This window comes from Sphingorhabdus sp. Alg231-15 (genome assembly GCF_900149705.1).
Lineage (GTDB): Bacteria > Pseudomonadota > Alphaproteobacteria > Sphingomonadales > Sphingomonadaceae > Parasphingorhabdus.
In genome coordinates this window covers 2,159,829-2,176,606 of sequence record NZ_LT703001.1, presented here as the reverse complement: position 1 = coordinate 2,176,606, position 16,778 = coordinate 2,159,829, and the positions used below count along the sequence as shown (strand labels likewise).

18 protein-coding genes are annotated in these 16,778 nt (G+C 54.6%); 9 read left to right on the top strand and 9 right to left on the bottom strand.

Features of this window, described 5'->3' with window-relative positions; genetic code table 11:
* Window positions 1–3: 3 nt before the first annotated feature.
* The 3 genes from DG177_RS10665 to sucC all read right to left on the bottom strand — a co-directional run bounded on the left by DG177_RS10665 (window position 4) and on the right by sucC (window position 3,011).
* Window positions 4–933 carry an FAD-binding protein gene (locus tag DG177_RS10665; RefSeq protein ID WP_108811462.1) on the bottom strand — a complete coding sequence of 310 codons (930 nt, stop codon included), beginning with the start codon at window positions 931–933 and terminating at the stop codon, window positions 4–6.
* On the bottom strand, window positions 933–1,679 hold the full coding sequence (locus DG177_RS10660) for an electron transfer flavoprotein subunit beta/FixA family protein (protein ID WP_108811461.1): 747 nt from the start codon (window positions 1,677–1,679) through the stop codon (window positions 933–935). The genes DG177_RS10665 and DG177_RS10660 overlap by 1 nt, the downstream gene beginning before the upstream one ends.
* A 132-nt stretch (window positions 1,680–1,811) precedes the next feature.
* A complete protein-coding gene (sucC, locus tag DG177_RS10655) occupies window positions 1,812–3,011 on the bottom strand; it encodes an ADP-forming succinate--CoA ligase subunit beta (RefSeq protein ID WP_108811460.1) in 1,200 nt (399 codons plus the stop codon).
* A gap of 173 nt (window positions 3,012–3,184) precedes the next feature.
* Between sucC and DG177_RS10650 the strand changes: the two genes are divergently transcribed.
* Window positions 3,185–4,309 (top strand): serine hydrolase, encoded by a 1,125-nt coding sequence (locus tag DG177_RS10650; protein WP_108811459.1) that lies wholly within the window; start codon window positions 3,185–3,187, stop codon window positions 4,307–4,309.
* 15 nt (window positions 4,310–4,324) lie between these two features.
* Here DG177_RS10650 and DG177_RS10645 read toward each other — a convergent pair whose 3' ends face one another.
* From DG177_RS10645 to DG177_RS10635, 3 genes are read right to left on the bottom strand one after another with little or no spacing between them, the layout of a single operon-like run.
* A complete protein-coding gene (locus tag DG177_RS10645) occupies window positions 4,325–4,642 on the bottom strand; it encodes a hypothetical protein (protein ID WP_108811458.1) in 318 nt (105 codons plus the stop codon).
* Window positions 4,639–5,172 carry an inorganic diphosphatase gene (gene ppa / locus DG177_RS10640; RefSeq protein WP_108811457.1) on the bottom strand — a complete coding sequence of 178 codons (534 nt, stop codon included), beginning with the start codon at window positions 5,170–5,172 and terminating at the stop codon, window positions 4,639–4,641. The genes DG177_RS10645 and ppa overlap by 4 nt, the downstream gene beginning before the upstream one ends.
* Window positions 5,173–5,186: 14 nt before the next feature.
* Window positions 5,187–7,169, bottom strand: a complete 1,983-nt coding sequence (locus tag DG177_RS10635) for a M61 family metallopeptidase (RefSeq protein WP_108811456.1) — start codon at window positions 7,167–7,169, stop codon at window positions 5,187–5,189.
* Between the two features lie 164 nt (window positions 7,170–7,333).
* Here DG177_RS10635 and hisS point away from each other — a divergent pair, with 164 nt between their 5' ends.
* The 4 genes from hisS (at window position 7,334) to DG177_RS10615 (ending at window position 11,505) form a co-directional block, all read left to right on the top strand.
* Window positions 7,334–8,665, top strand: coding sequence for a histidine--tRNA ligase (hisS, locus tag DG177_RS10630; RefSeq protein ID WP_108811455.1), 1,332 nt, complete (start codon window positions 7,334–7,336; stop codon window positions 8,663–8,665).
* A complete protein-coding gene (gene prfA / locus DG177_RS10625; protein ID WP_108811454.1) occupies window positions 8,662–9,738 on the top strand; it encodes a peptide chain release factor 1 in 1,077 nt (358 codons plus the stop codon). Before hisS ends, prfA begins: the two co-directional genes overlap by 4 nt.
* A gap of 1 nt (window position 9,739) precedes the next feature.
* Window positions 9,740–10,579 carry a peptide chain release factor N(5)-glutamine methyltransferase gene (prmC, locus tag DG177_RS10620; RefSeq protein ID WP_337658735.1) on the top strand — a complete coding sequence of 280 codons (840 nt, stop codon included), beginning with the start codon at window positions 9,740–9,742 and terminating at the stop codon, window positions 10,577–10,579.
* Between the two features lie 239 nt (window positions 10,580–10,818).
* On the top strand, window positions 10,819–11,505 hold the full coding sequence (locus tag DG177_RS10615) for a DUF4167 domain-containing protein (protein WP_443216437.1): 687 nt from the start codon (window positions 10,819–10,821) through the stop codon (window positions 11,503–11,505).
* A gap of 1 nt (window position 11,506) precedes the next feature.
* Here the strand turns inward: DG177_RS10615 and ygfZ are convergent, their stop codons facing one another.
* Entirely contained in the window at window positions 11,507–12,256 is a 750-nt protein-coding gene (ygfZ, locus tag DG177_RS10610; protein WP_108811451.1) for a CAF17-like 4Fe-4S cluster assembly/insertion protein YgfZ, read from the bottom strand.
* Between the two features lie 44 nt (window positions 12,257–12,300).
* On the opposite strand from ygfZ, the gene pyrC reads away from it, so the two are divergent.
* Window positions 12,301–13,347, top strand: coding sequence for a dihydroorotase (gene pyrC, locus DG177_RS10605; RefSeq protein ID WP_108811450.1), 1,047 nt, complete (start codon window positions 12,301–12,303; stop codon window positions 13,345–13,347).
* A gap of 6 nt (window positions 13,348–13,353) precedes the next feature.
* On the opposite strand, the gene rarD is transcribed toward pyrC, so the two are convergent.
* Both rarD and DG177_RS10595 read right to left on the bottom strand, forming a co-directional pair.
* Window positions 13,354–14,271 carry an EamA family transporter RarD gene (gene rarD / locus DG177_RS10600; protein ID WP_108811449.1) on the bottom strand — a complete coding sequence of 306 codons (918 nt, stop codon included), beginning with the start codon at window positions 14,269–14,271 and terminating at the stop codon, window positions 13,354–13,356.
* 231 nt (window positions 14,272–14,502) lie between these two features.
* Entirely contained in the window at window positions 14,503–14,724 is a 222-nt protein-coding gene (locus DG177_RS10595) for a hypothetical protein (RefSeq protein WP_108811448.1), read from the bottom strand.
* 89 nt (window positions 14,725–14,813) lie between these two features.
* Here DG177_RS10595 and DG177_RS10590 point away from each other — a divergent pair, with 89 nt between their 5' ends.
* From DG177_RS10590 to DG177_RS10580, 3 genes are all read left to right on the top strand, one after another.
* Window positions 14,814–15,365: a GNAT family N-acetyltransferase gene (locus tag DG177_RS10590; RefSeq protein ID WP_108811447.1), complete on the top strand. Its 552-nt coding sequence runs from the start codon at window positions 14,814–14,816 to the stop codon at window positions 15,363–15,365.
* Between the two features lie 25 nt (window positions 15,366–15,390).
* Window positions 15,391–15,828: a DUF1330 domain-containing protein gene (locus tag DG177_RS10585; RefSeq protein WP_108811446.1), complete on the top strand. Its 438-nt coding sequence runs from the start codon at window positions 15,391–15,393 to the stop codon at window positions 15,826–15,828.
* Window positions 15,829–15,941: 113 nt separating this feature from the next.
* The gene (locus tag DG177_RS10580; protein WP_108811445.1) at window positions 15,942–16,700 is read left to right on the top strand and encodes a hypothetical protein; all 759 of its coding nucleotides are present in this window, start codon (window positions 15,942–15,944) and stop codon (window positions 16,698–16,700) included.
* The last annotated feature ends 78 nt before the right edge of the window (window positions 16,701–16,778 follow it).

Genomic DNA, 16,778 nt, shown 5'->3' with positions numbered 1-16,778 from the left:
CGCTTATACCTTCTCCGTCAACTCCGGAACGGCGTTAAACAGATCCGCAACCAGGCCGATATCGGCAATCTGGAAAATCGGTGCGTCTTCGTCTTTGTTGATCGCGACGATTGTTTTGGAATCTTTCATGCCCGCGAGATGCTGGATCGCGCCGGAAATGCCGATGGCGATATAGACCTCTGGTGCGACGATCTTGCCGGTTTGGCCGACCTGATAATCGTTCGGGACATAGCCCGCATCGACCGCAGCACGTGAAGCACCGATGCCGGCACCGAGCTTGTCGGCCAATGGTGTGATCACTTCTTCGAATTTCTCCGAAGAGCCTAGGGCGCGGCCACCGGATACGATGATCTTCGCGCTGGTCAGTTCCGGACGTTCGGACTTGGCAATTTCTTCACTAACGAAGCTGGACAGGCCGGATTCGCCTGCGCCGGTTACGCCCTCAATTGCAGCGGAGCCACCTTCAGCAGCCGCCTTGTCAAAAGCCGTACCGCGCACGGTGATGACTTTCTTCGCGTCGGAAGATTTGACTGTTGCGATGGCGTTGCCCGCGTAAATCGGACGCGTGAACGTGTCTTCGCTTTCGACCGAAAGAATGTCAGAAATCTGCATCACATCGAGCAAAGCAGCGACGCGCGGTGCAATGTTTTTACCGGTCGTGGTGGCGGGCGCGAGGAAAGCATCATGGCTTTCCATCAGGCTAGCGACCAATGGCGCAACATTTTCAGCGAGCTGGTTGGCAAGCGCGGCATCGTCGGCGACATGCACGGTGCTGACACCAGCAACCTTGGCGGCTTGCTCACCAACACTGGCACAGCCGGAGCCGGCAACTAAAGCATGGACTTCGCCCAGTTGCGATGCGGCGGTGACAACAGCCAGCGTCGCGTCTTTCATGTCTGTGTTGTCATGTTCTACGAGTACAAGAGTCTTCATCAGATGGCTCCTACAGCTTTAAGTTTGGCGACCAGCGCATCCACATCTTCAACCTTCTCACCAGCCTGTCGGACAGGGGGTTCGGAGACATTGGTGGTGGTAAGGCGCGGAGAAATATCGACGCCATAATCGGCAGGCGTTTTCTCATCGAGTGGCTTTTTCTTGGCCTTCATGATGTTTGGCAGCGACGCATAGCGTGGCTCATTGAGGCGCAGATCGGTGGTGACCACGGCAGGCAAGCTGAGCTTGACCGTCTGTAGGCCGCCGTCAATTTCACGTTTCACTTCAACGCTGTCGCCATCGACATCCACGGTGTTAGCGAATGTACCTTGGCCCCAACCGAGCAATGCTGCGAGCATTTGTCCGGTCTGGTTGCTGTCATCGTCAATTGCCTGTTTGCCGGTAATCACCAGCTTCGGTGCTTCTTCTTCAACGATCTTGGCGAGGATTTTGGCAACGCCCAATGGCTCGACTTCGTCGTCGGTCATTACCAGGATCGCGCGGTCTGCACCCATGGCGAGAGCCGTGCGTAAGGTTTCCTGCGCTTTTTGCGGGCCAACCGAAACCGCGACGATTTCTTCTGCTTTGCCTGCTTCTTTGAGGCGAATCGCTTCTTCGACAGAAATTTCGTCAAATGGGTTCATCGACATTTTGACATTGGCGAGATCAACGCCGCTGCCGTCGGATTTAACCCGTGGTTTCACATTATAGTCTATCACCCGTTTGACGGGCACCAGGATTTTCATTGCTGTTTCCTTCTTTATAATTCTGAGAACGCTTTAGCTTACGTTCACGTAAACGTCAAATATCTATGTTGCGGCGCAGCATCACCGTTTTCATGGGCCACGACTAGCTGTACTTTGTGCCTAAGCTGCGGTTCAGGCCGCGTCTTTCACTTGCGCAACAATTTTCTTAGCCGCATCGCCCAGGTCGTCAGCGGATACGATCGGCAGACCGCTATTCGCCAGGATTTCCTTACCCTTGGCGACATTGGTGCCTTCCAACCGGACGACCAGGGGAACCGATAGATCGACTTCCTTCGCTGCGGTGACAATGCCTTCAGCGATAATATCGCATTTCATGATGCCGCCGAAAATATTGACCAAAATCCCTTCCACAGCCGGGTCGGCCAGAATGATCTTGAACGCTGCGGTCACTTTTTCTGTGGTCGCGCCGCCGCCGACATCGAGGAAGTTGGCCGGGAACGCGCCGTTGAGCTTGATGATATCCATGGTCGCCATCGCGAGGCCAGCGCCATTGACCATGCAGCCGATATTGCCGTCGAGCTTGATGTAAGCGAGGTCATATTTGGACGCTTCGACTTCTGCCGGATCTTCTTCCGTGACATCGCGCAGTTCCATGAGGTTCGGGTGACGCATCAGAGCGTTGCCGTCAAAGCTCATCTTGGTGTCGAGCACGAGCAGCTGTGCATCGTTGGTTTCCACGAGCGGGTTAATTTCCAGCATCTCGCAGTCCATGTCGGTGAAAGCGGTGTAAAGCTGCTTGCCGAGTTTCTGGGCTTGCTTGTTGAGGTCACCAGACAGGCCGAGAGCAAAAGCCATCGACCGGCCATGATGCGGCATGAAGCCTTGCGCTGGATCAATCGTAATCGTCTTGATCTTTTCGGGCGTGTTATGCGCGACATCTTCAATGTCCATGCCGCCTTCGGTTGAGACAATCATCGCGATGCGGCCGGTTGCACGGTCGACCAGCATGGAAAGATAATATTCTTCCGCGATATCGACGCCGTCGGTGACATAGAGCCGGTTGACCTGTTTGCCTTCGTCGCCCGTCTGAATCGTAACCAGCGTGTTGCCGAGCATTTCAGTGGCGTTATCGCGCACTGCATCGACCGACTTGGAAAGGCGTACGCCGCCGCTTGCATCCGGACCGAGTTCCTTGAACTTGCCCTTGCCGCGTCCGCCCGCGTGAATTTGCGCCTTCACGACATAAAGCGGTCCGGGCAATTTCTCTGCGGCCGCGACGGCTTCGTCAACGGTCAGTGCCGCGTGGCCCGCAGGGATGCCGATGCCATATTTGGCAAGTTGTTCTTTGGCCTGATATTCATGGATGTTCATGGGACGGTGCAGCGCCTTTCTGTATCTTCTGTTAGCGAGTCTTGCGGAGGGCTAAAGCACAGTCAGGGGCCGATTTCTACCCCGATTTATGATATTTGTTGCATCTCTGAACAGCTCTGCAAATATGGGCTAACCGTGATTTTCATTCCCCCCTTGGTGAAAGAGGATATCCCATGACTTGCAAAGGCCTGTTTGGCGGCGTTTTATTGTCACTGTCCATGATCATACTGCCTCTCGGTAATATGGCATTGGCTTCGGAGAAAAACGATATGGATAGCTATGAGGAATTTGGTCCCTTCCTTTCTGATTTTCGCAAGTCGCAATCCATTCGGGCACTGACCGCAGTGATTGTCAAAGATGGTGAGATTGTGTGGGAACAGGCACTGGGAACATCGGATGATGAGCGTGAAGTTCCGACCACTATGGACACTGTTTTTGGTATAGCTTCAGTGACCAAACCCATTGCCGCAACCGCCATATTGGCAGAGGCTGATGCTGGCGGATTATCGCTTGATCTGCCGCTGTCCAATGACCCGCGCTGGCCGGATTTTTGCGAATGGTTTTCGACATCGGGCATTCCGTTTGGTGGAGGCGGCGAAGATAGTGACGGAACGCCTATCGCACCCGTAGACTGCACTCGCAGATTGTCGCTAGCGGACAGTCTCAATATGCGAGTCAATGGGCCCGTCGGATCCGACTTTGTCTATAACCCTATGACCTATGCGCGCATAGATCGGGCCATTGAAGGGGCGGGGGGCAGACCGCTGCGCGCCATTGTGCGGGATCATGTTCTAACTAAGGCGGATATGCAAAATGTCGCTCTAGGCTGGCATGATCCGGACGGTGGTTCCGCGCTTCGCCTCCTGGCGCCGCCTTTTACGGTTCAGGATAATGGCCGCGATATTAAAGCCAGCCACTCGGACGATGATTTTCGGGCGGCAGCGGGAATCAGGGCCAGCGCAAGGCATGTGGCCCAGTTTGATATGGCGCTGGATGCAGGGAAATTGCTTTCACCTGCATGGATGGCGCGCATATTTTCCGCTGAGAAATTGCCGCCGCGCGGAGATTATCGCTGGGGGTGGTTTGCGCAGGACTGGGAGGGCAAACGGCTCTATTGGCATTCCGGTTGGGAACCGGATCGCTATTCCGCCATTTACCTGAAGATTCCTGAGGAAAAGCTCAGTCTTATCGTGCTGGCGAACAACGAAAATCTCTGGTGGGCTAATGCCTTATCAGCCGCAGAAATTCATAGAAGCCCAGTAGTTGCCAAATTCCTGTTAGAGTTTGTCGCTCGATAAACCACTGAAACAGTCTTATTTCACAGCGCAGACCAGGCCAGATGATGTCACCACACCCAGAATTTCGGGATCTTGTAACGCCTTAGTCCGCTTCACAAATTCATTGACGCTGATATCGCTTGGATCACGCTTGCGCAGCTTGTCGAGGCGGCTGAGCTTGTCAATTTGCGCGTAAGACAGGCGGTCCACCATGCGGTCGGCCATACAGCTTGCGATCGGTTTGGACAGTCCGGCGCTCATCAAGCCATTGCGGACCCGGGTTTCCGGGGTCGCGCAAGCGGCCAGACTGGCGATCAGAGCCAATCCAACCGCTAGATGCGTCGTCCGTTTCATTTCTTTGTTTTGGCCAGTTCGATGGCGTCCAGCACTACCTTGCGTGCGTCTTCAGCGTCGCCCCATTTGCCAACCCGGACCCATTTCTCCGGCTCTAGGTCTTTGTAATGGGTGAAGAAATGCTCGATCTGCTGCATGACGATCTCAGGCAGATCGCCGCCTTCGCCAATCGCCCGATAATAAGGGAAAGTGGCATCAATCGGGACGCAGAGCAGCTTTTCGTCGCCGCCATGTTCATCTTCCAGATTGAGAACCGCGATCGGCCGGCATCTGACAACACAGCCCGGCATGAAGGGCGAACGTGCCACCACCAGCGCGTCCAATGGATCGCCATCGGGTGACAAAGTATGCGGAATAAACCCGTAATTGGCGGGGTAGCGCATCGGCGTATGCAGGATACGGTCGACAAACAGTGCGCCGGATGCCTTGTCAAATTCATATTTGACGGGTTCACCGCCAACAGGAACTTCAATGATGACGTTGAGGCTTTCCGGCGGGTTATCGCCGATAGGAATTTGGGTGATGTCCATAGGCTATGGTCCTATTATCTGGTTTTTGGCTTCAAAAGCCGGTCAATGCCCCCTTCAGTCTGGTCACCCTCTCCGGCGGTTTCGTCCGCCGTTATTTTATCGAGGTGCGGATAGCGAAGCCCGCCTGAATAATCGACCAAAAAATTGCTATACTGATCGTCATTCTTTGCAAATATCTCGATTTTATTCATTTGCCCGCGATTTTCCTCAATCGCTTGCGTCAACATTTCGGCGCTATAGGCCTTGCCATTAATCGCGGTGATGGTGAGGCCGGTTTTCAGACCTGCCTTGAATGCCGGGCCATCCCACATTACCGATTTGACCACGCCTTTGTCGCTCATCACCAGGCCGATCGAATGGCTGAGATCAAGTTGTTTGCGGCGTTTGTCATTTGCGCGGATAAAGTCGCTCGGCGTCGCATTGTAGACCAGCTTATAGCCGCCGAGAGTCAACCCGTCCTTCGGCGCTTCTGTTGTTGGCCGATTGACCCGCTCGTCAATGAGGCTGGCCCAGTCATAGGGCTGTACGTTATTCAGCGCCTCGATGACGTCGGTCAGCTGATAGGTGACAACGCCATAGTCGCCATTTTTGCCTTTGAAGAAGGTACGGGCAAAATTTTCGAGCGATCTTTTTCCGCCTGATTCGCGGCGGATTATCCCGTCGACCTCCAGCCAGATGAGCAGGCCTTCATTATAATAATCTTCCTGCCGCTGCCAGCTGCTCCAAGGTTTGGGGCGCCTTGCCGAGATGATTGGATCATGGGTGGTGTCGATCAAAGGGCGCCATTCTCGTCCAACGCGCCGATCCATGCCAGCGGCAATTGCAGCGAAGGCATCAAGCGTGTCCTGCTTCGAAAAAAGTCCCGACCGGGCGCCCAATACATAGCCCCAAAATTGCGTCTGCCCTTCATAGACCCAAAGCAGGTTATCGCGCATGGGCTCGCGAAAATCCGGTGTCCACATTCCTACCGGGCGGCGGTATTTGCCGTTCCAGCTATGGACAATTTCATGCGGCAACAAATTGCGACGGCCTGGGCCATCATTCCATTTGGTGAAATATTCGCGGTTCACCCCGTTCTCAGAGGATCGATGATGCTCAATCCCGATGCTGCCCATTTCCTTGGTCAGCGCGAGCAAGAAATCGTAGCGGTCATAAGGCTGACTGCCAAACAGGGCCTCGGCCTCTCGCACCAATTTGCTGTGCTTGGCGATATGGCTTTTCGCAGGTTTGAGATATTTTCCATCATCGGCAACAATGTTGAGATGCGCGCGGCGACTAAGCCTGTGCGTCTGGAAATGTTTCCCGGCAAAGACGGGGCTGTCGACCAGCGTATCATAGTCGGTTTTCTGATAGGTTACGCGGTTTAGATTGTCGGTTTTCTCCTGCCTCGGCTTGGGCCGCATGGCGCTGGCTGCCCGCCAACCTGCCGGATAAATGGCGGTAGCCTCAACCGGTATCTGACGGACATAATGGCCGGCCGGATAGAGTGATACCTGATGCCAGCGCAGGTTCAGCATGGATGGCGCCATGACGATACGACCCTGATTGCTGGTGGTGGCAGAGGTGAATTGGAACAGGGCTTCAATTTCTGTCACGCCAGGCGGAATATCCACGTGAAATGCATAAACGTCGACATTGTCACGTATCCAGGGCAGCTCTGTTTTACCCGCCAATATGCGCAGCCCGGTCAGCTTTTCAATCTCGCCGCGTGGCGCATGATTCCCGGGCAGCCACTCCGGATATAGCAGAGTGAGACGGGAGGGGCCGGAGACAGGAATAAACTGTTGTACCCTGAACACGCCCTGTTTGTTGTCACGCGCATCAACAATCAGCCGCATGGTGCCAGGGAAGGGAGTATCCTGCGCTTTCGGGATTGTGTCTTCCGGTGCAGTATAGGCCGGCTTGCTCAGCTTATCTGGCATGGCGGCGGAAACGGCGGTGGCAGGCGAGACGAAAGAAAGGGCCAAAACCAGGCCCAAAAATGCAACCAGACGCATACTCACTTTATCCCCTGTCTAATGTCTTGAACTCTGAATGGCGGTTTTTAGCGGCTGCGTCCAGAGGGAGGGGAAGAAAAGCACTGATATTTACAATAGAAAATAAGCCATCTTTCGCTTTTGCGCAGCACCGGCTAAAGCGCGCTCAAGATAAAAGGGCAAATATGGCAAAGATTCAGACGCCGCAACCGGTACGCGGCACCCAGGATATATTTGGCGAAGACCAGGAGCGGTTCCAGCATGTGGTGGAAACGTTTGAGTTTGTGCGGCGACTTTATGGGTTCAAGGGCGTGCAAATGCCGGTGTTCGAACCGACTGCAGTTTTTGCCCGTTCGCTCGGCGAAACTACCGATGTCGTGTCCAAGGAAATGTACAGTTTCGAGGATCGCGGCGGCGATAGCCTGACGCTGCGCCCCGAATTTACCGCCGGTATTTCGCGGGCCTTTCTGACCAATGGTTGGCAGCAACATGCGCCAATGAAGCTTTCCACACACGGCCCCCTGTTCCGTTATGAGCGCCCGCAAAAGGGTCGCTATCGCCAGTTTCACCAGCTGGATGCCGAGATCATCGGTGCAGGCGAAGCGGCGGCAGATGTCGAATTGCTGTGTTTTGCGGACCAGCTTTTGAACGAACTGGGCATATCCGATGGCGTGACCTTACAGCTTAACACTCTGGGCGATGCCGAAAGCCGTGATGCCTGGCGTGACGCTCTGGTCGATCATTTTCGAGCCCATAAGGCGGACTTGTCCAAGGACAGTCAGGACCGTCTGGAACGCAATCCGCTGCGCATCCTCGACAGCAAGGAGCGGCAGGATCGCCCTATTGCCGACAGCGCGCCGGAAATTGACGCGTATCTGTCTGACGAGGCGCAAGAATTTTTCGCGCAGGTGACTGAGGGGCTGGATGCGTGTGGGGTGGCGTGGACCCGCAATAGCCGTCTGGTGCGCGGCCTGGACTATTATCGCCACACCGCATTTGAGTTTGTCACCGACCGACTGGGCGCACAGGGCACAGTGCTGGCTGGCGGCCGTTATGACGGGCTGATTGAATCGCTGGGCGGTCCCGCGACGCCGGCTGTCGGTTGGGCAGCTGGTATTGAGCGGTTGGGTATGTTGCTTGATGATGTTGCGCCTGAACCATTGGAGCTCGCTGTTGTTCCGATGGGAGACGCAGCCACAACCAAAGCTCTGTCGGTAGCAAACGAGCTGCGAAATTTTGATTTTTCGAGTGAGATTTTCGGTAGCGGCAAGTTTAAGAAGCGGATGGCGCGAAGCAATCAGGCTGGAGCGCTGGCTGCCATCATCATTGGTGAAGATGAGCTGGCATCAGGCAAAGTGCAGTTCAAAAATCTGGCCACCGGTGAACAATCCGAATTAACAATGGATGAAGTCATTGAACAAGCCAGGGAGCTCCAATTGGCAAAAGTTTTTGATGACGCAGACTCTAATAGCGAGAGGCTTGATTCGGCGATTGAAGCGTTGGGAGATCTTGATTGACCACCATCACGCCCCAACGGATCGCCCAGATCGAAGCGCGCTTTGCCGAGCTGCAGGCAATGATGGCTTCTGGTAATCTCGACGGTGACAAATTTGTCGAGGTGTCCAAGGAATATGCCGAGATTGAACCGGTGGCTGAAGCTGCGGCCGAGGTCCAGCACCTGCGTGATGAGCAGACGGGTCTCGAAGAAATGCTCGCCGGCGATGATGCCGAGATGAAGGCGATGGCCGCTGATGAGTTCGACGACGTCAAGAAAGCGCTCGAAAAAGCAGAACATGCCTTGGCGCTGAAATTATTACCGCGGGACAGCGCTGATGATCGCCCTGCGATGCTTGAGATTCGTGCTGGCACCGGCGGTGATGAAGCGGCGCTTTTTGCCGGTGATCTCTACCGCATGTATAGCCGCTTTGCCGACGAGCAGGGCTGGAAGGTCGAGCTGATCTCGGCCAACGCGTCTGAAGTGGGCGGGTTCAAGGAAGTGGTCGCCAATATCAATGGCAAGGGCGTGTTTGCGAAACTGAAGTTCGAATCCGGTGTCCATCGGGTGCAGCGCGTGCCCGAAACGGAAAGCGGCGGGCGTATTCACACCTCTGCCGCCACGGTGGCTATTCTGCCGGAACCGGAAGAAGTCGATATCGATATCCGCACCGAAGACCTGCGCATCGATACCTATCGGGCAAGCGGCGCAGGTGGTCAGCACGTTAACAAGACCGACAGCGCGATTCGTATCACCCATCTCCCCACGGGCTTGGTGGTTCAGTGTCAGGATGGCAAATCACAGCATAAGAACAAGGCGCAAGCCATGAAGGTGTTGGCGGCGCGGCTCTACGAGCAGGAACGCGATGCTGTCCAAAGCGAGGAAGCGGAAGCGCGCAAGTCGATGGTCGGCTCTGGCGATCGCTCCGAACGCATCCGCACCTACAACTATCCGCAGGGCCGAGTGACCGATCACCGGATCAACCTGACGCTGCATAAATTGCCCGAAATTGTCGAAGGCGGCGGCCTCGGTGAGATGGTTGATGCCTTGATTGCCGAGGATGAAGCCAGCCGGCTTGCGAATCTGGATGGGTGATATGGCCAAGGCGTTGCGGGAAGCGGCGCAGGCGCTGGAACCGGTTGGTGAAACACCGCGTCTGGATGCGGAATTGCTGATGGCGCATGCGCTTGAAACAGATCGTCAGGACATGTTGCTCAACTTGCCCAAACTCACTGTGCCTAAAAATTTTCAGGCCTTGCTAGAACGCCGTAAGGCGCATGAGCCGGTGGCGCATATCATTGGCGAGCGGGAATTTTGGAGTCTGCCGTTTAAAGTCAGCTCCGACGTGCTGATCCCGCGGCCGGATAGCGAAATTTTAATCGAAACAGCCGTGCAAGTGGGTGCGTCGTATCTGCCCAAAAAAATTCTCGACCTGGGCACTGGCAGCGGCGCATTATTGCTTGCGGCTTTGTCGGAGTTTCCCGAAGCGCAGGGTGTGGGGATGGATGTCAGTGCCGCAGCCCTGGCCGTTGCCCACAATAATGCCGATATTCTTAAGCTCGCAGATAAGGCTAGATTCTTGTTGCTCGACTGGGCGACACCCGGGTGGCAGGAAAGTCTCGGTGGACCTTTTGACCTGATCCTCGCGAATCCGCCATATGTGTCGACCAAGGCTGAATTGTCTCGCGAGGTCGCTGATTTTGAGCCCCATCAAGCACTGTTCGCCGGTGAAGCTGGCATGGATGATTACGAAACCATCATTCCCGCGCTGGACGGGCTATTGTCCGGAAATGGTACAGCGCTGCTGGAGATCGGCTTCGATCAGGCCATTCCTGTCACAAAACTGGCTGAGAAATATGGCTATCGCGTTGAATGCAAAAGGGATTTAGGTGGAAATGACCGGTTGGCCGTCTTGCGGAGGGGAGCCGGCCAATAGAATTTGCTTGGTTTTGGTGTATGAAGGCGCTAAGGATGTTTCAGGCCCAGATGATTTCTGGCAATTTCCCTAAAATCGCTGGCCTACCCCGATATTGATAATATTGCTGATGTCCGGCAAATTTTTATCTTTTTGGGTTGCGGTGGATCATTTTTTCCGCCGCACGGTTACTGCCCTTGTGGCAGTTAAATAACAGGAAAGACCGAGTTTATTAACGGTATAAGGACACCCAGAATTTGATGAATAATCGTCAGGCCGGCGGCCGTCGCCGTGGCCGGAACAACAATAGTAATCGCAATCAGGGCAACCGCGGTGGTGGCGGTGTTGACCGGGACAACCGGATTGACAATCGCGCGCGTGGCAATGCGGCCCAGATGCTCGATAAATACAAAAAAATGGCGCAGGATGCCCAGGTGAATGGCGATCGCGTCAATGCCGAATATTATCATCAATTTGCCGACCATTATTTCCGCGTGAATGCGGATAGCCAGGCGCGCCGTGAAGAGCAGCGACTGGCCCGCGAAGAACAACGCAACCAAAATGCAGATCGCGATGACAGGCCTGATCAGGACGATGGCGACCGTCAGGATCGCAATCCACGTGGCCGCCAACAACGCGACCGGGGTGCGAAACCGGATAATGCGCAGGATACAGCTGCTCCGGCCGGCCAAGAAGATGGGCAGACTGACGCTCCAGCGGAGAAAAAACCGGTCCGTGCGCGCCGCCCGCGTAAGCCGGCCGCTGAAGTCGCCGAAACCAACGGCGAATCAAACGGCCTGGACGCTAGCGCGCTGCCGCCTGCCATCTCGATAAAATCCGATGATGGTGCGGATGGTGAAGCGGAGAAGAAGCCTGTTCGCAAACGGCGTACGGTCAAAGCCAAGGCGGCAGAAACCGAAACCGCACAAGAAGGCGACGCAGCCTAACTCAGTCCGGTTTATCTGCCAAGGCAGCCTTTAACCAGTCCGGCAGTGCAAAGCCCGTGATGTCGTCGACCCGGCGATGCTCGACGGACAGGCCTAGATCCGGATAGGCCACACGCTGGCGTTTTTCGTCCGCCTGATCCAGTGGAGCGACGACCAGCCTGCGATTGACCTTTTGCCGATAATTCATCCGTGCGGTGTTTTCCTGTCCGACATAACAGCCCTTGGAAAAGCTGACACCGTTCAGTTCGGTGGCGTTGCATTCCAACCATAATATTTTGTCGCTGCCCAATTCTGCTAGGCCTTCAGTCACGCCCAGCGAGAGGCGATGGGATTTATAGGTACCATCGGCACTTTCGCCACTCTGGCTTTCTTCTAACCAGCGATAACCGATGGCAGAAAGTCGAGGGTCAGCTGGTTTTCCGCTGGCATCGCCGGACCAGTGCACCGTCAGATCATCGATAATCTCAATGGCGATCTTCCGGCGCAGGCGATAGAGTTTCAGACGTTTGGTCAGGGCTTCGGCCTGTTCCTGTTCGCAATCGATCAAGATGTCCTCGCCATCCGCCCACAGGAAAAAGTCGAACAGCACTTTGCCTTGTGCTGTCAGCAAGGCGGCCCATTGCGGCGTGGTGGGCTGGACAGCTTGCATATCCTGCGTGATCAGTCCTTGGAGAAATTCACGGCAGTCTTCCTTGTCATCGGAAGCGGATATGCGGATCAGTCCGCGCTGATTAAGTCTGGTTTCGGTCATGCAGATTAGGTAGGGACGCTCAGCGTCAAAAGAAAGCCCGAACCATGAATCAATCTCCCGACCAGATCACGATCAGACAGCCAGATGACTGGCATGTCCATCTGCGTGATGGTGATATGCTGCGTTCGGTGGCGAGCTATACGGCGCGGCAATTTGCCCGCGCCATCGTTATGCCCAACCTTTCGCCGCCGGTCACCAATATGGCTGCTGCGCAAGCCTATCGGGAACGCATATTGGCAGCAGTCCAAGAGAGTTCTGGCTTTACACCGCTTATGACCTGCTATCTGACCGACACTGCGGATGCTCAGGATATGGCGCAGGGATTCGAAAATGGCGTCTTCACCGCTGCTAAACTCTATCCTGCCAACGCAACTACAAATAGCGCTCATGGGGTGACCGATGTTGCCAATATCATGCCAGTGCTCGAGCGGATGCAGGATATTGGCATGCCGCTGTTGATTCACGGCGAAGTCACTGATGCGGATGTCGATGTGTTTGACCGGGAGGCGGTTTTTATCGAACGCACGATGTCGAAAATTGTCGATCACTTTCCGGGACTGAAAATAGTGTTTGAGCATATCACCACCGCTGACGCCGTTGATTTTGTAAATAGCGCCGGTCCCAATGTCGGTGCTACAGTTACACCGCAACATCTTCATATCAACCGCAATGCCATGTTTGAGGGTGGTATCCGGCCGCATGCCTATTGCTTGCCGGTGGCCAAGCGCGAACAACACCGGCTGGCCTTGCGCAAAGCGGCGACATCAGGATCTCCCAAATATTTTCTGGGCACGGACAGTGCGCCGCATGAAATCGATGCTAAGGAATCGGCTTGTGGATGCGCTGGTATCTTCAATGCCCCCTACGCGCTGGAAAGCTATGCCACAGTTTTTGAGGAAGAAGGCGCGCTCGACAAACTTGAAGGCTTTGCATCCACTCATGGCCCGCAATTTTACGGTCTACCGCTCAATGAAGGCACTGTTACGTTGCGACGATCTGCGGTGACGGTGCCAGACACTATCGAAGCAGGTGGGACGACGATCGTGCCCTTTCACGCCGGACAAGAGCTGCGCTGGCAAATTACCGGATAGCAGCAGTCAGGTCGCGGCCGCTTTCTTGCTCGCACTGCCGAAAATTGCGTCGACGGAGAATATCGCAAGGCTGGTCCAGATCAAAATGAAGCAGATGATATGCGATGTTGTGAGTGTCTCGCGATAGAGCAAGGTCCCGATGAGAAATTGCAGCGTCGGGGCGATATACTGCGTCAGTCCGATCGTACTGAGCTTCATCTTCTTAACCGCTGCGGCAAAGAGCAGCAGCGGCGTCGCTGTGACCATCGCGCCGCCGAGTAGCATTATATCGATGGTCAGCCTGTCACCGAAATGCGTGGTCGTTGTCGGCGCGGTAGTGCCAAAAGTGATCCACGCTATAAACAGCAGGAACGGCAGAAACAGATAGCTTGTTTCCATGGTCAGCCCTACAATCGGACCAACATCGGCGATTTTGCGGACCAGGCCATAGAGCCCCCATGACCCCGCCAGCGCGAGACTGATCCACAGGGTTTGCCAAGCTTCCATCGCAAGAACGGATACGCCAATGGCAGCGATGCCGACGGCGATCCATTGATTGCGGCTCAGCGTTTCCTTGAGGAAGATTTTGCCGAGGAAAACGCTGATCAAAGGGCTGATAAAATAGCCAAGGCTGGCGGCGAGAATATGGTCCGATTGTACCGCCCAGACGTAGACGAGCCAGTTGACGGAAATGAGCAGCGCGGTGCCGAGTAATGGCCCGCGTATTTTCGGTTGTGCCCAAGCGGTACGCAAACCGGGCAGATTTTTACGGAAATAGAGAATGATCAAAAGCAACGGCACCGACCAGATAATACGGTGGGCAACGACTTCGAGCGGAGCAACACTCTCTAAAATTTTGAAGTAAATCGGCATCACACCCCAGATGCAGCACGCGAGAAGTGCCTGTAAGAGCCCCAGTCGGCTAGTGGATGCTTGGCTTGTCATAGCTTCGCGCCTAGGCCCGGGCTGATGGGGTGGCAATATAAATTAGTTTGGGGCGCCGATAATTATGCTGTTCTACAAGATGCCGCTTAGACCATTTTCGGGCCTATGGATCGGAAGGAATCTTTTTGGATGGTTTGGGGTAGGGCTTATTTTATCGTTCAAAAACAATAGGTTAAACGGAATTTGACTCAAATTTCGCGCAAAATTTGTCGCGTTTCGCAGATGTTGGAGTCAGATAATTCCTCCTCCAATCCATAAGCGGAATGCGCAAATGCACATGACGATCAAGCAAAAATACATACCGCTGCTGCGCGAGGAAAGCAGCCCGAACAGCGCGCCAACGCCAGCAATGGGCAAGATTAGCCAATTGGTCCAGCCAAGAAGCGGGACCAGTCCGACAAAAGCCAATATGAGCGCGATACCGCCGATGAGAATAGAAATTAGATTAGCCATAACTGTATTATAGGTATAGTGCACCGGTTTTGCAAGGGTTTGTCTCTCGATAAGCCTATGATAATAGGGGCGCTTGAGGGAGGAAGACCATGGATATCAAAGACATCAGGATTGAAACCGAGCGCCTGATCTTGCGCCCGCCCAATGCCGATGATTTTGCCGCTTGGGCTGCGTTTCAGGCAAATGAAGCGACGATGACTTATCTAGGCGGTGTCAAAAGCCAGGCGGAAAGCTGGCGGGATCTCTGCGCTATGGTCGGTGCTTGGCATGTGCGCGGCTATGCGATGTTCTCGCTGATCCTCAAAGATAGCAATTTATGGATTGGCCGGATTGGCCCCTGGTATCCCGATGGCTGGCCGGGAACGGAAGTCGGCTGGGGCGTGGCACCAGAATATGCTGGCAAAGGCTATGCTCTGGAAGCGGCAGTAGCGAGCATGAACTATGCGGTTGAAACGCTCGGTTGGAGCGATATCTGCCATACCATTGATCCGGAAAATCTGGCGTCGATTAAACTGGCCGAACGGGTTGGCTCGACTAATCGCGGACCGACGAAGCTGCCCGCGCCTTATCAGGATGCGCGGGTTGACGACTGGGGCCAATCACGCGAACAATGGTTAGAGAATAGAAAGCAATTTCAATAAGCCGCGACTTGAGGAGAGGGTGAAAATGGCCGAGGAACGATATCTGGACCCAACGCGGGAGCATTTTGACGCGTTTAAGGCGTTGCCCCGTGATGTGCCGATCAACATGCTCAACTTGCTGCAATTTCACGGAACAGCACAATATCCTGAAGGCCATCCCAATGCTGCGCATGGCTGGAGCGGCGCGCGGGCCTATGAGGAATATGGCAAAACCAGCGGGCCGATTTTCAAACGGGTTGGCGGTACAATCATCTGGCGCGGCAAGATGGAAGCGATGGTTATCGGGCCCGATGACAAGCAATGGGATAGCTCGTTCATCGCACGCTACCCCAATAGTGGAGCGTTTCTGGAGATGGTGACGGATCCCGAATATCAGAAAGCGGTGGTTAACCGGCAGGCGGCTGTCTTGACTTCCAGACTCATCCGATTCGGTGAAATTGATGGTCCAGACGGCTTTGCGTGAAAATCCCGATTTGGGACAGGTGGTTAACGAGAGATTGCCGGTTTAACCACGTTTCCTAACAGAAAATTAACGCTTTTTGGTGCAATTGTCCGTGATATTCAGGAGCTTATTGCATGACAAATATTTCCCGTTCCTTCTTGCTGGCAGCCACGGCATTCACCTTGCCGTTGACCTTGGCAGCCTGTGGTAGCAACGAAGGCAATGAAGCGGAGCTGGCGGAACTGGATGATAACCTGACTGCCGACCCGGCTATGAACGATGCTTTGGAAGACCAGATTCTGGTTGATCCCAACTTGACCGATCAAGCCAACGCCAATGCGATCCGCGGCGCAAATGGCGCAGTTGACGGTAAAGTGCCTCCTGAAGGCGGCAAGGCTTATGCAACGGCTCAATTTGAAGGCAAGATGCTCAGTGCGCCCAAACCGCGTAACATGACGTCGGATGATGAATGTACCAGCTGCGGCGGATCGGAAGGCGTGACATTGGGTGCGAAAGCCGAAGCGCAAAGCGCACAGCGCGGCAAAGGCACCTGTGACCAGAAGCTTAGCTATGACATGGGCTGGGCCAACCGGATGCCACCTGAGTTTCCGGTTTATCCCAAAGCCAATGTTAAGGAAGCAGCCGGCGTTGATGGTGGCCTTTGCGATATTCGCGTGGTGAGTTTCTCGACCGCCAGCCCGATTAAAAATGTCGTGGACTATTATTACACCCAGGCCAAACGCGGCGGCTATAGTGCGGAATATTTGCTGCGCGGTAACGAACATGTTTTGGGCGGAACCCGCGGCAATGATGATGGCGCTTTTGTGATTACGCTCAACAAGCGATCCGGCGGCGGGACGGTGGTTGATATCGTCGCCAATAACGGACGTTAGTCTAGACAGAAAATACCGAAGCCGGATTTTCGCATTTCACATATCCGGCATAGGAAGGGGCGGCTTCGGCGGCCCCTT

Excerpts from the sequence above, each read along its gene's own strand:
- DG177_RS10665 (WP_108811462.1), bottom strand. The coding sequence starts at position 933 with ATGAAGACTCTTGTACTCGTAGAACATGACAACACAGACATGAAAGAC.
- pyrC (WP_108811450.1), top strand. The coding sequence starts at position 12,301 with ATGAATCAATCTCCCGACCAGATCACGATCAGACAGCCAGATGACTGG.
- DG177_RS10660 (WP_108811461.1), bottom strand. The coding sequence starts at position 1,679 with ATGAAAATCCTGGTGCCCGTCAAACGGGTGATAGACTATAATGTGAAA.
- DG177_RS10590 (WP_108811447.1), top strand. The coding sequence starts at position 14,814 with ATGGATATCAAAGACATCAGGATTGAAACCGAGCGCCTGATCTTGCGC.
- DG177_RS10585 (WP_108811446.1), top strand. The coding sequence starts at position 15,391 with ATGGCCGAGGAACGATATCTGGACCCAACGCGGGAGCATTTTGACGCG.
- rarD (WP_108811449.1), bottom strand. The coding sequence starts at position 14,271 with ATGACAAGCCAAGCATCCACTAGCCGACTGGGGCTCTTACAGGCACTT.
- ygfZ (WP_108811451.1), bottom strand. The coding sequence starts at position 12,256 with ATGACCGAAACCAGACTTAATCAGCGCGGACTGATCCGCATATCCGCT.
- DG177_RS10615 (WP_443216437.1), top strand. The coding sequence starts at position 10,819 with ATGAATAATCGTCAGGCCGGCGGCCGTCGCCGTGGCCGGAACAACAAT.
- hisS (WP_108811455.1), top strand. The coding sequence starts at position 7,334 with ATGGCAAAGATTCAGACGCCGCAACCGGTACGCGGCACCCAGGATATA.
- ppa (WP_108811457.1), bottom strand. The coding sequence starts at position 5,172 with ATGGACATCACCCAAATTCCTATCGGCGATAACCCGCCGGAAAGCCTC.
- DG177_RS10635 (WP_108811456.1), bottom strand. The coding sequence starts at position 7,169 with ATGCGTCTGGTTGCATTTTTGGGCCTGGTTTTGGCCCTTTCTTTCGTC.
- DG177_RS10580 (WP_108811445.1), top strand. The coding sequence starts at position 15,942 with ATGACAAATATTTCCCGTTCCTTCTTGCTGGCAGCCACGGCATTCACC.
- DG177_RS10595 (WP_108811448.1), bottom strand. The coding sequence starts at position 14,724 with ATGGCTAATCTAATTTCTATTCTCATCGGCGGTATCGCGCTCATATTG.
- prmC (WP_337658735.1), top strand. The coding sequence starts at position 9,740 with ATGGCCAAGGCGTTGCGGGAAGCGGCGCAGGCGCTGGAACCGGTTGGT.
- sucC (WP_108811460.1), bottom strand. The coding sequence starts at position 3,011 with ATGAACATCCATGAATATCAGGCCAAAGAACAACTTGCCAAATATGGC.
- DG177_RS10650 (WP_108811459.1), top strand. The coding sequence starts at position 3,185 with ATGACTTGCAAAGGCCTGTTTGGCGGCGTTTTATTGTCACTGTCCATG.
- DG177_RS10645 (WP_108811458.1), bottom strand. The coding sequence starts at position 4,642 with ATGAAACGGACGACGCATCTAGCGGTTGGATTGGCTCTGATCGCCAGT.